This window comes from Salinimicrobium oceani (assembly GCF_012037645.1).
Map to the genome: position 1 here is coordinate 267,011 of NZ_JAAVJR010000004.1, position 14,402 is coordinate 281,412.

14 protein-coding genes are annotated in these 14,402 nt (G+C 41.1%); 9 read left to right on the top strand and 5 right to left on the bottom strand.

Annotation, left to right across the window (positions count from 1 at the left end; genetic code table 11):
• Window positions 1-40: 40 nt before the first annotated feature.
• The 9 genes from HC175_RS09195 to HC175_RS09235 all read left to right on the top strand — a co-directional run bounded on the left by HC175_RS09195 (window position 41) and on the right by HC175_RS09235 (window position 8,197).
• Window positions 41-283 carry a DUF4160 domain-containing protein gene (locus HC175_RS09195; protein ID WP_168138190.1) on the top strand — a complete coding sequence of 81 codons (243 nt, stop codon included), beginning with the start codon at window positions 41-43 and terminating at the stop codon, window positions 281-283.
• Complete coding sequence (locus HC175_RS09200) at window positions 270-530, top strand: DUF2442 domain-containing protein (RefSeq protein WP_168138191.1); 261 nt, start codon at window positions 270-272, stop codon at window positions 528-530. Before HC175_RS09195 ends, HC175_RS09200 begins: the two co-directional genes overlap by 14 nt.
• Window positions 527-1,465 (top strand): mevalonate kinase family protein, encoded by a 939-nt coding sequence (locus tag HC175_RS09205; protein ID WP_168138192.1) that lies wholly within the window; start codon window positions 527-529, stop codon window positions 1,463-1,465. Before HC175_RS09200 ends, HC175_RS09205 begins: the two co-directional genes overlap by 4 nt.
• Window positions 1,466-1,471: 6 nt before the next feature.
• The gene (locus tag HC175_RS09210; RefSeq protein ID WP_168138193.1) at window positions 1,472-2,377 is read left to right on the top strand and encodes a geranylgeranylglycerol-phosphate geranylgeranyltransferase; all 906 of its coding nucleotides are present in this window, start codon (window positions 1,472-1,474) and stop codon (window positions 2,375-2,377) included.
• Between the two features lie 351 nt (window positions 2,378-2,728).
• Window positions 2,729-3,634, top strand: coding sequence for a pseudouridine synthase (locus HC175_RS09215; protein WP_168138194.1), 906 nt, complete (start codon window positions 2,729-2,731; stop codon window positions 3,632-3,634).
• A 257-nt stretch (window positions 3,635-3,891) separates the two neighbouring features.
• The gene (locus tag HC175_RS09220; protein ID WP_168138195.1) at window positions 3,892-5,289 is read left to right on the top strand and encodes a type III PLP-dependent enzyme domain-containing protein; all 1,398 of its coding nucleotides are present in this window, start codon (window positions 3,892-3,894) and stop codon (window positions 5,287-5,289) included.
• Window positions 5,290-5,355: 66 nt separating this feature from the next.
• Complete coding sequence (gene speB / locus HC175_RS09225; RefSeq protein WP_168138196.1) at window positions 5,356-6,231, top strand: agmatinase; 876 nt, start codon at window positions 5,356-5,358, stop codon at window positions 6,229-6,231.
• The gene (locus tag HC175_RS09230) at window positions 6,224-7,195 is read left to right on the top strand and encodes a deoxyhypusine synthase family protein (RefSeq protein ID WP_168138197.1); all 972 of its coding nucleotides are present in this window, start codon (window positions 6,224-6,226) and stop codon (window positions 7,193-7,195) included. Before speB ends, HC175_RS09230 begins: the two co-directional genes overlap by 8 nt.
• Before the next feature lie 237 nt (window positions 7,196-7,432).
• Window positions 7,433-8,197, top strand: a complete 765-nt coding sequence (locus HC175_RS09235) for a helix-turn-helix domain-containing protein (protein WP_168138198.1) — start codon at window positions 7,433-7,435, stop codon at window positions 8,195-8,197.
• Window positions 8,198-8,480: 283 nt separating this feature from the next.
• On the opposite strand, the gene mptB is transcribed toward HC175_RS09235, so the two are convergent.
• The 5 genes from mptB to HC175_RS09260 form a co-directional block, all read right to left on the bottom strand.
• Window positions 8,481-9,857 (bottom strand): polyprenol phosphomannose-dependent alpha 1,6 mannosyltransferase MptB, encoded by a 1,377-nt coding sequence (gene mptB, locus HC175_RS09240; RefSeq protein ID WP_168138199.1) that lies wholly within the window; start codon window positions 9,855-9,857, stop codon window positions 8,481-8,483.
• Window positions 9,858-9,870: 13 nt separating this feature from the next.
• Entirely contained in the window at window positions 9,871-11,373 is a 1,503-nt protein-coding gene (locus HC175_RS09245; protein WP_168138200.1) for a cellulose synthase family protein, read from the bottom strand.
• A complete protein-coding gene (locus HC175_RS09250) occupies window positions 11,373-12,062 on the bottom strand; it encodes a glycosyltransferase family 2 protein (RefSeq protein WP_168138201.1) in 690 nt (229 codons plus the stop codon). The genes HC175_RS09245 and HC175_RS09250 overlap by 1 nt, the downstream gene beginning before the upstream one ends.
• Window positions 12,063-12,166: 104 nt before the next feature.
• Window positions 12,167-13,744: a 4Fe-4S binding protein gene (locus HC175_RS09255; RefSeq protein WP_168138202.1), complete on the bottom strand. Its 1,578-nt coding sequence runs from the start codon at window positions 13,742-13,744 to the stop codon at window positions 12,167-12,169.
• Between the two features lie 53 nt (window positions 13,745-13,797).
• Entirely contained in the window at window positions 13,798-14,364 is a 567-nt protein-coding gene (locus tag HC175_RS09260; RefSeq protein ID WP_235942568.1) for a transposase, read from the bottom strand.
• Between the last annotated feature and the right edge of the window lie 38 nt (window positions 14,365-14,402).

Consider the following 14,402-nt stretch of genomic DNA (forward strand, 5'->3'; position numbering starts at 1 on the left):
CTCAGTTAAATGTATATCTTTGCAGGGCTAAAGAAGTTAAATGCCAACTGTACATCTTGAAAAAGGCTTCAGGTTCTTTTTTTATTCAAACGAACATTTGCCGAAGCATATTCATGTTGCAGGTAAAGGAGGTGAATTAAAAGTTGATTTGGAATCACTAACTTTGATGTACAGTTATAATGTTAAGAAACAGGATTTGAATGCGATACTAGAAATAGTAGAACAAAATCGCTTTTATTTTCTTCGGAAATGGGATGAATTTCACGGGAATGAAAACAGTTAAGACTGACATAAAAATTAAAGAGGTTCTCTTCAGAGATGAGAAAGTTTTCTTTTCTTTAGAGGATGGTCGTGAAATTGGTGCTCCCTTAAGATGGTATCCCAAACTTTATAATGCTACTGAGGAAGAATTATTGGATTACACAATTTCCCCCGGAGGTTATGGGGTGCATTGGACCAAGGTGGATGAAGATCTTTCTGCCTATGGTATGTTAACTCTTGACCAGAAAACAAATACGCAGTCACTATGAAAGGACCTTTATTTTATTCAAAAATCCTCCTTTTTGGAGAGTATGGGATCATCAAAGATTCCAAAGGTTTATCTATTCCCTATAATTTTTACAACGGGGCGCTAAAGGTGGACGAAAATCCTTCGGAAGCTGCTCAAAAATCAAATCTGAGTCTTCAGAGATTTGCCGATTATCTTGAGAACCTTCAGCAGGAGAAGCCTGAACTTGTTCAGTTCAACCTGAAGGAGCTAAAAGAGGATATTGAAAAAGGCATGTATTTTGATTCCAGTATTCCGCAGGGATATGGGGTAGGGAGCAGTGGAGCCTTAGTAGCTGCTATTTACGATGAATATGCTGTTGACAAGATCACTGTTCTTGAAAACCTGACGCGTGAAAAGCTTCTAAAGCTGAAAAAGATCTTTGGAGAAATGGAATCTTTCTTCCACGGAAAATCTTCGGGTCTTGATCCATTGAACTCCTATTTGAGCATTCCAATCCTTATCAATTCCAAAGATAATATCGAGCCTGCGGGCATTCCGTCACAGACAGTGAATGGAAAAGGTGCCGTTTTCCTTCTGGATAGTGGATCTGTTGGGGAAACTGCTCCCATGGTAAATATCTTTATGGAGAATATGAAGCAGGAGCCTTTCAGGAAAATGCTGAAAGATCAGTTCGTAAAACATACCGATGCCTGTGTGGATGACTTCCTGAATGGAGATGTAAAATCCCTTTTTGGGAACATCAAAAAATTATCTCACGTAGTGCTGGACAACTTTAAACCTATGATCCCTGCACAATTCCATAAGCTTTGGAAGCATGGTATTGAGACCAACGACTACTACCTGAAGCTTTGCGGCTCTGGTGGTGGGGGATACATTTTAGGTTTCACAGAAGATATTGAAAAGGCCCGAAAAGCATTAAAGGATTATCGCCTGGAAGTAGTCTACAACTTCTAGGGTTTTATGGCGCAGCTCTCAAAAAAGCGGTTTCTGTTAAAGGTTCTCAGCTTTATTTCGGTCATTAGGGGCTATAACATCCTGGTGCTGGTCATTGCACAATATCTTACTTCAATTTTTATTCTTGCACCCGATCATCCTATGGGACAGGTGCTTTTTGATGCGAATCTATTTTTTATGGTGCTGGCTACTGCATCTATTGTAGCTTCAGGATATATCATTAACAACTTTTACGATAGCGAAAAGGATTTGATTAACCGTCCGCAGAAGACCATGCTGGACAGATTTGTTAGTCAGCGGACAAAACTCTCTGTATATTTCATTCTCAATCTTGCCGGAATTTTCTTTGCCAGTTATATTTCCTTCAGAGCAGTTGTGTTCTTTTCGATCTATATTTTTGTGATCTGGTTCTATTCCCACCGTCTCAAAAAGGTGCTTTTCCTCAATAATTTACTGGCATCAATTATTACGATCACCCCTTTTTTTGCTGTCTTTTTATACTACAAGAATTTTGATACTGTAATTCTGGTTCACGCCACTTTTCTATATCTTATCATTCTTATGAGAGAACCGGTGAAAGATCTGGAGAACATGAAAGGAGACCTGGCCCAGGGTTATAGAACTATCCCTATTGTGTATGGAGAAAGCCTGAGCAAGATCTTGCTAACATTTTTGGCGTTACTTTCCACGATCCCTGTTTATTTTCTGATCTTTCATTTCGAGATTGGGAAAATGTACTACTTCTTTTATGCAGCCGTAGGTTTATTGCTGCTCTTCGTCCTGATTCTCTACTTTAGCCGCGCAAAATGGCAATATTTGTTGCTGCATAACCTTTTAAAGTTCATCATCGTGGCGGGGGTTTTTAGTATCCTGTTAATCGATGTCGATGCGTTGTTGAGTAGAGTTTTCTAAAGGTATAATGTATATTGGATATTGTATAATGGGATTTTGCTAGCATGATCTCGAGTTGCGGCGGGTAAAGGCTGGAAATTTGGAGCTCCAGCTTCGGTGGGTAAACACTTTAATCTTTAAATCATAAATGTACTACGCAGAGACTGCGAAGGTAGAGCGCAAAGAGCGCAAAGAAAACCTGTTCATTGGTAATTGATCACAGTTAATTGAAAAACATTCCCGCAGATTCCGCAGATTAATCCCTAATTAACCATTCTCCAATTAACCCTATTCATCTTCAAATTTTCAAATCCTGGTATCTTCAAATCTTTTATTAAACAAACCACTATCTTTGTGCAAAATTAATTGATTATGAGTAGAAATGACAGGTCATCTGGAAGCAGGGGAGACCGTTCTTCCGGAAAGACTTACGGCGGAAGGCAAGGCGGCGGTGAGCGCTCCAAATCCCATTCCCGTGGAAATGCGCCGGTGAACAGGAATGAGAAGGATCCTAAAAATATGTCACGCGGCAATGCGCCGGTAAAGAATAAGCCGGCGGCAGCTAAAGCCGAGGGAATTAGATTAAATAAATATGTAGCCAATTCTGGCGTTTGTTCCAGAAGAGATGCAGATATATATATTGCCGCAGGTAGCGTAACGGTAAATGGCCAGGTGGTTACCGAAATGGGACATCGCGTGCAGCTAAAGGATGAGGTGAAGTTTGATGGGCGTCGCATCTATCCCGAAAAACCAGAATACGTTCTCCTTAACAAGCCCAAAGGATTTTATGTTACCGGGAGTTTGGAAAAAAAGAACAGAACGGTGATGGATCTTATCGCTAATGCCTCTAAGTCTAAACTTGATCCTGTGGGAAAATTGGATACCCAGGCTACAGGCTTGCTGCTGTTCACAAATGATGGAGCAATGGCCAAGAATCTTTCAAATCCTAAGAATGGAATTCGACAGATCTATCATATTGAATTAGATAAGGACCTGGCTTATGACGATCTTCAGAAGATAAAAGAAGGAGTGAACCTTGAAGATGGTACAGCAAAAGTTACCGAGGTAAGTTATGTTGAAAATAAACCTAAGAGAGAGGTAGGTCTCGAGATAAGAAGTACCAAAGCTCATATTGTACAAAGAATTTTTAAGAGCCTGGGGTATGAGGTTGTGAAACTTGACAGAGTAGTGTATGGCGGACTCACGAAAAAAGACCTTACCCGCGGTCACTGGAGAACATTGAGCAAGCAGGAAGTGATCAACTTGTCCAACATTTAGACAGCTACAACGAATCAAAAAATGACGCCAGAAAGTTGTAATGCAGAAATGAAAAAAAACCTGCAACTTTCTGGCTTTTTAATACATTTGCTTTTGCTAAGCTAATACGATGAAAGAAACACCGCCGGTAGTATCGGTTTGGTTATTAGAATATTCCTGCCCCGGCTTCCATAGCCTTAACAAACTTTTATCACCTTATTTTTTCAGCATTGGCTTATAATTTCTACTTTTTAACTTTAAACCTTATCACGTAAAAATTGAATACGAAGTATAGCGATTTAATCGACCAGACATACTATTTTCCCCAGGAAGAATTTACGGTTGAAGGTAGCGAACTGCAATTTCATGGAATTGACCTCATGGAACTGGTTAAGGAATATGGTGCTCCTTTGAAGTTCACGTACCTCCCAAAGATTTCCGAGAACATCAACAAAGCAAAAAAATGGTTTGCCGATGCTTTAGAAAAGCATGATTATAAAGGATCATACAACTATTGCTATTGTACTAAGAGCTCGCATTTTGAACATGTACTCAACGAAGCTCTTAAAAACGATATCCATATCGAAACTTCGGCTTCTGTAGACATAAATATTGTTGAGAACCTGAAGAAAAAGGGGAAGATCACCAATGAGACCTATGTAATTTGTAATGGGTTCAAACGCAATGGTTACATAAGCAACATTGCCAATCTTATTAATGGTGGCCATGAGAATTGTATTCCCATCATTGATAATTACGAAGAAATAGACCTTCTATCTGAAGCTATTGATGGAAAATACAAGATAGGGATAAGGATCGCTTCGGAAGAAGAGCCTAAGTTTGAATTCTACACCTCGCGACTAGGAATAGGATATAAGAACATTGTTCCTTTTTTCAACAAGCAGATCAAGGATAATGAGCAGGTAGAGCTTAAAATGCTCCATTTCTTTATCAACACAGGAATTCGTGATACTGCCTATTACTGGAACGAATTGCTAAAGTGTTTACGGGTGTACATCAATCTGAAAAGGATCTGTCCTTCTCTGGATAGCCTTAATATTGGAGGCGGTTTCCCTGTAAAGAACTCTCTTCATTTTGAGTATGATTATAAGTACATGGTCGAGGAGATCGTAAACCAGATCAAGATAGCCTGTGATGAAGCTGAAGTTGAGGTGCCTCACATCTTTACTGAATTTGGCTCATTTACAGTAGGTGAAAGTGGTGGTGCGATCTATGAGATTCTTTATCAGAAGCAGCAGAATGACAGGGAAAAATGGAATATGATCAATTCATCTTTCATCACCACCCTGCCAGATACCTGGGCTATAAGTAAGAAGTTTGTGATGCTTGCAGTCAATCGCTGGAACGACGAATATGAAAGAGTACTGCTGGGGGGATTGACCTGTGATAGCGATGATTACTACAATTCCGAGCAGAATACCAACGCAATTTATTTGCCCAAGTACAAAAGGGAAAAGCCACTATATATCGGCTTCTTTAATACAGGAGCTTACCAGGACACTATAGGTGGTTTTGGTGGATTACAGCACTGCCTTATTCCGCAGCCAAAACAGATCCTTATCAATAAAGATAAAGACGGAAATCTGGAGACCAGGTTATTTAGCGAGCAGCAGGAGCCTCAGGATTTTCTGAAAATTCTCGGGTACGAGAAATAGTCACGAATTTTTTTATTTTTAATTATATATAATTGAAGCAATTAGAACACAACAATCGCTAACAAAATGAATAAAAAGAATTACGCCGGCATTCCGGACAAGTATGCACGTTTAGATGACGCAAAAGTAGTTTTGATCCCGGTCCCATATGATGGAACGAGTACCTGGGGAAAGGGTGCCGATAAAGGCCCCGATGCTTTTCTGGAAGCTTCAGAGAATATGGAGCTCTTCGATATCGAAACCCGTACAGAAGTCTATAAAAAAGGAGTTTATCTTGCTCCGCCGGTGACAGAGAATTCTTCTCCAGAGAAAATGGTAGAGGCGGTTCATAAAACTGTCAAAAATTACATTAAGCAGGAGAAATTCGTAACAATTTTTGGAGGCGAACATTCTATTTCTATTGGAACGATCAGGGCTTTCAATGAGAGTTTTGAAGATCTTACCGTGGTGCAGATCGATGCCCATGCTGATCTTCGTCCCGAATATGATGGCACTACCTGTAACCACGCCTGTGCAGTGCATGAAGCCAGTAAAAAAGCAAACCTTATCCAGGTAGGAATTCGTTCTATGGATGTTTCAGAACTCGATCATATGGATGAGAACCAGGTTTACTGGGCTCATGATCTTTATGAGGACTGGATGGACGATGCTATAGGGCAAATGACTCCAAACGTTTTCATCACGATCGACCTTGATGCGTTTGATCCTTCTATTCTGCCATCTACTGGTACTCCCGAACCGGGAGGGATGTTCTGGTATGAAACTCTGGAATTCCTAAAGCTGATGTTCAAAAAGAAAAACGTAGTAGGATTTGATATTGTAGAGCTCAATCCAAATGAGAATGAAAGGTCATCAGACTTTTTAGCGGCAAAGCTTTATTATAAAATGCTGAGCTACAAATTCAAATATTTAAATAAAACCGAAGACGAAGACGATGAGTAAAGGAGCAATTACAGAATTCCTCGAAAGACATTTTAAACATTTTAATGCTGCAGCGCTTGTGGATGCTGCAAAAGGATACCGGGAGCAGCTGGATAAGGGTAACAAGATGATGGTTACCATGGCCGGGGCTATGAGTACAGCAGAGATCGGGAAGATTTTCGCAGAGATGATCCGTCAGGATAAAGTGCAGTTCATCTCCTGTACCGGTGCCAATCTCGAAGAAGATATCATGAACCTTGTTGCTCATACTCATTACGAACGCGTGCCACACTACCGGGATCTAACACCTCAGGACGAGTGGGACCTGCTGGAGCGTGGACTCAATCGGGTGACTGATACCTGTATTCCTGAAGAAGAGGCTTTCAGAAGAATTCAGAAGCATATTGTGAAGATCTGGAAAGATGCTGAAGCTGCAGGGGAAAGATATTTTCCGCATGAATATATGTACAAGCTTTTGCTGAGCGGAGTGATGGAAGAATATTACGAGATCGACCTGAAGGATTCATGGATGTATGCCGCAGCCGAAAAGAACCTGCCAATGGTAGTTCCGGGCTGGGAAGACAGTACCATGGGGAACATCTTTGCTTCTTACGTGATGAAAGGAGAGCTGAAGGCGAGTACTATGAAATCGGGTATTGAATATATGGGCTTTATAGCCGACTGGTATATGAAGAACACAGATAATGGAGTTGGTTTCTTTCAGATTGGAGGAGGTATAGCCGGAGATTTTCCTATTTGTGTGGTGCCTATGTTGTACCAGGATATGGAGATGCATGATATTCCATTCTGGAGCTATTTCTGCCAGATCTCTGATTCTACTACCAGCTACGGTTCTTATTCCGGAGCAGTACCCAATGAAAAGATCACCTGGGGTAAACTTGACAAAGACACACCAAAATTTGTAATAGAGAGTGATGCGACAATTGTGGCGCCATTGATCTTTGCTCACATTTTGGATATGTAAAGATATTTCTGAAAAGAAAAATTAAAAATCCCGGAGGTAAAACTTTCGGGATTTTTGCTTTTTAGGATAGCTCAGGCCTCCAGCTAATCGACTTGTTATTTATTCTTAAATTGTGACAAGAATAGGCCATCAGGCTCAGGAAGCCACTATTCATGGGCAAATGACATCCAGGTGACACGTATATGTCACCCAAAAAACAGGCTTTTTGAGGTAGTTTTGTTTTAAACAACAAATGATATGGACGATAAAAACAAACTTGCTGAAAATCTCGTTTACCAGAGAAAATTAAAAGGGCTGACTCAAAAAGATCTTTCAGATAGAACCAATGTAACGGTACGCACTATTCAAAGAATAGAAAAAGGAGAGACAGATCCGCACCCTCAAACTATTAAATTATTAGCTACTGCTTTAGAAGTGGAAGTAGATGAGCTAATTGTCCTGGAAGATCCGAAAGAGGAGAGCATTCAAAAAAAATGGCTACTGCTAATGCACGCCACGCCCTTTATAGGTTTTGTGGTGCCATTGGCTAATATTTTTATTCCGCTGTTCTTGTGGATCCATAAACGGGAGGACAGCAAGATCTATGATGAACACGGCAGGAAAGTGGTAAACTTTCAGCTTACGATGGTCAGTCTATTTCTGCTGTTGGCTTTAATTGGGATATTTATTGGTCGGATATTTATCAACTGGGGTTCTTTATTTACCCTCATGCTATTAATAATTCCTTACGCTGTAGTAGTAATGCTCGTAAACATTTTTACAGCCTTGAATAATTTTAAAAGTTATTACCCACTCTCGATCCCTTTTATCAGGAAGAAAAAGAAGAGCAGAACTTCGGGAAAAATGGCGGCTGCAACAATTATTTTCTTCTTTTGCTTTTCGGGATCCGGTTTTGCACAGGAAATTGAGCAGCTGGATGGTTCAATATCTGCTGACTCTCTCACACAACATGTGAAGTATCTAATGGAAGAGGCCAATGTTCCCGGACTGGCAATTTTATAATGAAAATCAGCCGGTATATTCAAAAGTTTTTGACTAGGAAAGCAATCACGACAGCAGGAAGCTTCACAGGACTACCAAGATGTACGGCTTCTTTGAGTAAAGCTGTATTCGCGGTGATTACGCGGAAATTAATAGAGGATGGCGGGATTGATCTTGAGACTTGATAACATGGAGATAGTAGCAAAGGAATAGTTTAATTATCAGCCACTGATGCACGGATAAATTAGTGATTAGTTAAAACCACTTCCTTCTATCCACTTTTTCTTAGTGCTCTTCTTTTGCCTTATTTCGCTTCGTGTGGAATTTTCAGGTCCACCTTTGCGTCCTCTGCGGAAAAACTTTGCGGTCTTTGCGAGAAAATTTCGAAGAACATTACTCCGAACACAATAACATACTCCACGGCGATGAGCCACAAATTCTCTGCATAATCCGGTTGCGAATATGCAAAATAACTGAGCACCACCATAAGGCTCCAAACCTGCACGAACTTGTATCTGGTGAACACTGAAAGTAGCAACGGTGTTGCCAGATACCATGGATGTACGGTCGTAGCCAGGAACAGGTATATTGCAGAGGCAAACATCATGCTGGTGACCAAACCTCTTCCTTCGGAATTCTTTCTAAATATTGATAAGGAGATAACTGAAACAAAAACCACAGCCGCCATGGCAGGTCCTGCAATTGCAATGATGTTATAACCTTCAACCTGAAATCCTATCCACCTGATGAGGTAGTAAAAGCTGGCATTGAATTCGAATTTTTGAAACCACAGATTTATACTGCTGAAGAAATTCTCTGCAAATTCGCCTGAAAGGAACGGGAGAAAGAAGAGCAACAGCAAAACTCCGGTAACTGCATAATATGTTATAGCTTTTTTCCACCCCAGCCTTCTGAAAAGCAATGGCAGGAACATTAGCGGAATTAACTTTAACGCAACAGAACAGGAAAATAAAAGGGCGCTAAAAAGCCATTTTTGACGCTGTAGTAAATACAATGCTGCGACAAGAAAGAACAGCATTAGCCCTTCAAAATGTAAGTTTCCGGTAAGCTCAATGATGATCAGCGGATTCAGAAGATAAAGGAAAATGTTGCTTTCAGGTAGCTTCAGGTGCTTCAGAAGTTTTTTTCCGAGGTAGAAGATCCCTATATCGGCGGCGATGATAGTTATTCGGAGCCAGATCACACTTGTCATTATACTTTTTCCGCCGAGCAAGGCAGCAAAAGCAAAGAAAACCTGATTAAGCGGCGGATAACTGGTAGGATTTCCTGCACTTAAGCTGCCCATTCCATCATAGAGCTCCCTGGCGCCCGAAAAGGGTAAACTTCCTGAAGAAAAGATCTCATTTGGAGTGGTCAGATACGGATTAATTCCTTGCAGCAGTAATCTGCCATCCCAGATAAACCTGAAGAAATCTTGCGAGAGATTAGGTGTAGCGAACAAGAAGAGTACGCGAAAAACAACGGCAGCAGCTAACAGAATTTTCAGGTTGTAGCGCTGCATTTGAAAGAACTTCCAGCTCAGAAAGAAAAGTCCGCCGTAGAGGGATGAAAGCTTGAAGAAATCTGTTCTTTCCAGGTCGTAGGCGAAGGCCAGGTAAAAAGCGCAGCAGCTAAGAAAGATGAGGAGCGGAATCTTGTGGAGGTTGAGAAATTTCTTCATACTACACAAGACCTCACAGGTTTTCAAAACCTGTGAGGTCTGATTTTTTACCGGAGAAGATCTCCACATTTAACGATGTCAATACCACATATGAAAACCCAAAAAACATCATAAGGTGAAAAGGCAGGAGGCTGTATGCTCCAATTTTAAAAGCAGAAAAAATTCCGAAGGCAAAGAGCAGCATCAACAGCATTTCCAGGATCAGTTGAAGATTCCATTTTACGCCAGTTTTCTTAAAGGATTTTTGATTGTTACTCAAATTAAATTTTGGAGTTCTTATAAACTCGCTCTTTTTTCCGAAATGTCCTTCTAAGATTGCAACCGAATTATGCAGGGAAAGCCCCATCGCAATCGAAAAGAAGGTTAAAAATAAACCCATGAATTTTAAGATGCTAAAGCGGTCGCTTTTATGGAGTTCCTTATATGCCGAATAATACGTAATAAAGAAGATCAGGGGACTTAGTACAAAAATGGTCATAACCTCAAAAACGCTGCTGTAGGCTGGATCGTTTATAAGGAAAAGTACCGGAATGCTCACTATCCCCATTAAGAGCACAACGAAGAAAAAGCTGCTGTTCAGGAGGTGGAATAAGCCCTGAACACGGGTGGCAAAAGTGAGGTTTTTATCCCTTAGTACTTTTCCGAAATTTTTCTGAAAGTTCTCTGCTGCCCCTTTATTCCATCGGAATTGCTGGGATCGCGCTGCAGCAATGGTAATTGGCAGTTCGGCAGGAGTTACAACTTCTTCGAGGTACTTGAACTCCCAACCTTTAAGCTGGGCGCGGTAGCTAAGATCAAGATCCTCCGTGAGCGTATCGCCTTCCCAGTTTCCGGCTTCCAGAATGCAGCTTTTTCGCCACACTCCGGCAGTACCGTTGAAATTGATAAAATGCTTCCCAAAACTGCGACCGGTTTGTTCAAGGACAAAATGGTAATCGAGCAGAAAAGCCTGTAATCTTGTGAGCAGGGAATAATTTTCGTTCAAATGTCCCCACCGAGTCTGGACAACACCGAGTTTTTCATTTTTAAAGTGTGGAATCGTCTTTTTTAACCAATCTGGTTGAGGTAAAAAATCGGAATCAAAAATGGCGATAAATTCACCTTTTGCTATTTCTAATCCAGCTTTGAGGGCACCGGCTTTAAAACCTATCCGGTTTTTCCGGGTAATATGTTCAATTGGAAAACCATCAGCTTTTAATTCTGAAATAATTCCGGCAGTTAAGGCTTTGGAATCATCTGTGGAATCATCCAGCACCTGCACTTCCAGTTTGTCGAGAGGGTAATCTATGCGGGCTATATTCCGAAGCAGGCGCTCCACTACGGGTTTGTCGTTGTAAAGCGGCAATTGAATAGTAACAAAGGGAATTTGAGAAGGGTCTGAAAAATGCCATTTTTGAGAGGTATTTTTTTGTCTCCGGCTTTTGCGGAAGTTGATCAGCAGATGTAGCAGAGACAGGCTGTAAAGGAATACCGCCAACATCAACAACGAAAATATGATCAACACTGCTATCTCCATTACTTGAAACTGTATTTAAAGATCCAGGTAAGGATTTTTACTCCTGCCATAAAAGCTCCTTTGACTGTGCCTGAAACTTTGGATATTCCAATCCTGTTGCGGTAATGCACCGGTACTTCTTCGTAATAGTAGTTCTTTTTTAGTGCCTTTAGCTGCATTTCCACCGTCCAGCCATAGGTTTTGTCTTCCATATTCAGAGCGAGTAGTTTATCATACTTTATCGCCCTGAAAGGACCAAGATCTGTAAATCTCGCATTAAAAAATAGCTTCATAAGACCTGTGGCGAGCCAATTTCCAAAGATCTGCGGAAAGGTCATAGCTCCTTTTTCCCGCCAGCGTTTTACTCTGGCGCCAATCACAAGATCTACATCCCGCTTCAGGATTGGCTCCACGATCTTCTCCAATTCCTCGGGATAATCGCTGTAGTCGCCATCTAAAAATATGATTATTTCAGGTTTTTCCGGAAGCTGTGCCACATAGTCCATTCCTTTCAGACAGGCATAGCCATAACCTTTCCGATTCTCCTTTAGAACTGTAGCTCCGGCTTGTGCTGCAACTTTCTCCGTGTTGTCTGTAGAATTATTGCTTACCACGATCACCTCGTCCACAAGATCCGGAATATCTTTTACCACATGTCCTATCGAATCGGCTTCGTTATAAGCGGGAATAATGACTTTTATTAAGGGCATGCTGCAAAGGAAATCAATCTCCGAAGATTTTGAGTCCAAAATTCAACATTCAAGATTTCTATAAATTTTTGAACTGTATTTGGAGCCTGGAAATTAGTGCTTCTTTAATTTTTTCTTGTTGCCTTTTTCTGTTCCCTGATGAGGTCCAGAAGATCCACATCATTTCCGAGTAACACAGCCTCGCTGTTGATCCTTCCGTCAAGAGAACCATTTTCCAGTTTCAGAACTCCGCGCGGACAAACTGCACTACAAATTCCGCAGCCAACACAACTGGAACGCACAATATTTTCCCCTTTTTGAGCGTATGCCCGCACGTCAATTCCCATTTCACAGTAAGTGGAGCAGTTACCACAGGAGATACATTGTCCGCCGTTGGTGGTGATCCTGAATTTCGAAAACAGCCGCTGCTGCATTCCCAGCACTGCAGCCATGGGGCAACCAAAGCGACACCAAACCCGGTTTCCGAAAATGGGATAAAAACCGACCCCTATTACTCCCGAAAAAGCTGCACCGATGAGGAAACCGTACCACTGCCTTAACAAATAGCCATAAGTGATTCCACTGAAATAGAAAACACCGATGATTGCCAAAACAATAGTCAGAGAAATAATAGCCCCTTTTTTAGCATCCCGCGCAAGTCTGTGTCTTTTAAAGATCCAGATAAGTCCGAACAGTATGATTAGGAAAACTGCCGTTCCAAGGAGGAATATATTTTTATCCAGCCAGAACTGATCGGGATTTTCATTCAGAAATGAATAAACCACAGCAATGGTCATTACCACTACCAGTACCAGTACGGTGTGAATGATATATCTTTCAAATTTCCAGGCAGCACGGCTTTTATCTGAAAGATGCCGGTAAGGATCGCCGGCAGTTTCTGCGAGTCCGCCGCAGCCGCACACCCAGGAGCAGTACCATCTCTTTCCGTAGAAATAGGTGAGGATAGGAGTAATGACAAAAATAGAGGCGATTCCAAAGAAGAGCATAAGCAGCCCGATGTTGCCGGCAGAAAAGAACTCCGACAATTTGTAGCCGGCAAAAAGATCGTAATTCAGCGGCCAGATATTCACCGGATTAAAATACGGCTGATTGAGCCGCATAAGGATCTCCGGAATTAGAAACGCAAACCCCAGCTGAAAAAACATCACTGAATAGGTGCGGAGGACTTCATATTTGTTATGGCGGTACTTGAGCAGGAACTTATATCCAAAGGCAAGGATGGCAAGGGTGTATAAGGTTCCATAAACAAACCACTGACTCGCTGGCTGTCCGCTAATTAATTTACTAAGCGGATCGAACAGTGCTACAAGTCCACCGTTAGGACCGTCAGGATTATATCCCAGGTACTGTGGGAACCAGTAGAGAACAATGTAGAATAACGTAAGGAGGATTCCGGTGCCCCAGGCGAGAATGCCGCGTGCAGTCATAGATCTGAACCAGATACCGTCATTTTTCACTCCGGCAGACCTTCCAATATAAAGATCATTGGCAAAGATGATCACTCCTATCGCAATAAGAGCAATCGCGCTCCATAGAAAGAATGAGGGAAGTTGAAGGTTGAACAGTGCAAGGATAAAAATAAAAATTCCTGTCCAGCCAATCCCCGTGGCTACCTTTTGAGTAGTGGAAAGCTTTGCGGGTGGTTCTCCTGTGAGAGACATGTTGTTCTGTGGTGTGGACATAAATTTGTTGGGCCGACCTCACAGGTCTCTGAGACCTGTGAGGTCTTTTATTTTTAGTCGAAGTTAATATTTAAATCTAATCCTGTTTTTCTCTTTGCTTTATGAACTGCATTGAAATTTTTTGCTGATCCAAAAAGTGACAGAACAACTGCTTCATCAATTAAATTTGATTTTCCTGTTTGATATATAGGATAAGAAGAATATTTATAGTCCCTGAAATCAGCTATCATATTATGATTTTCAGGATTTAAGTGAATATAAATAAGTAGGTTCCTTAAATAGTCTTCGTTAGTTATAATTATTCTCTTAAAGCGAGTCTGAAATAGACTACCAGTCTTATGATATGTTTTATTAATTGCCTCAGCATAAGCGTTAAACAAGTTGGAAAAAGCTTTGGATATATTTTTTTCAGTTTGTTCTTCTTTTGTTTTAACCACAAGATGAAAATGATTTTTCAGCAGGCAATAGGCCAGTACATTACAGACAGGAAGAAGGTGTTTACTAATTAGGGAAAGGAAGTGTTGATAATTCCTTTCCTCGATAAAAATATTTTCCCCATTATTTCCCCTGTTATAAATGTGAAAATACTGATCTGGAAGTAAGGGTTGATATTGCTGCATGTTCTACCATTTTGCAGACCTCAGAGGTTTTTAAAACC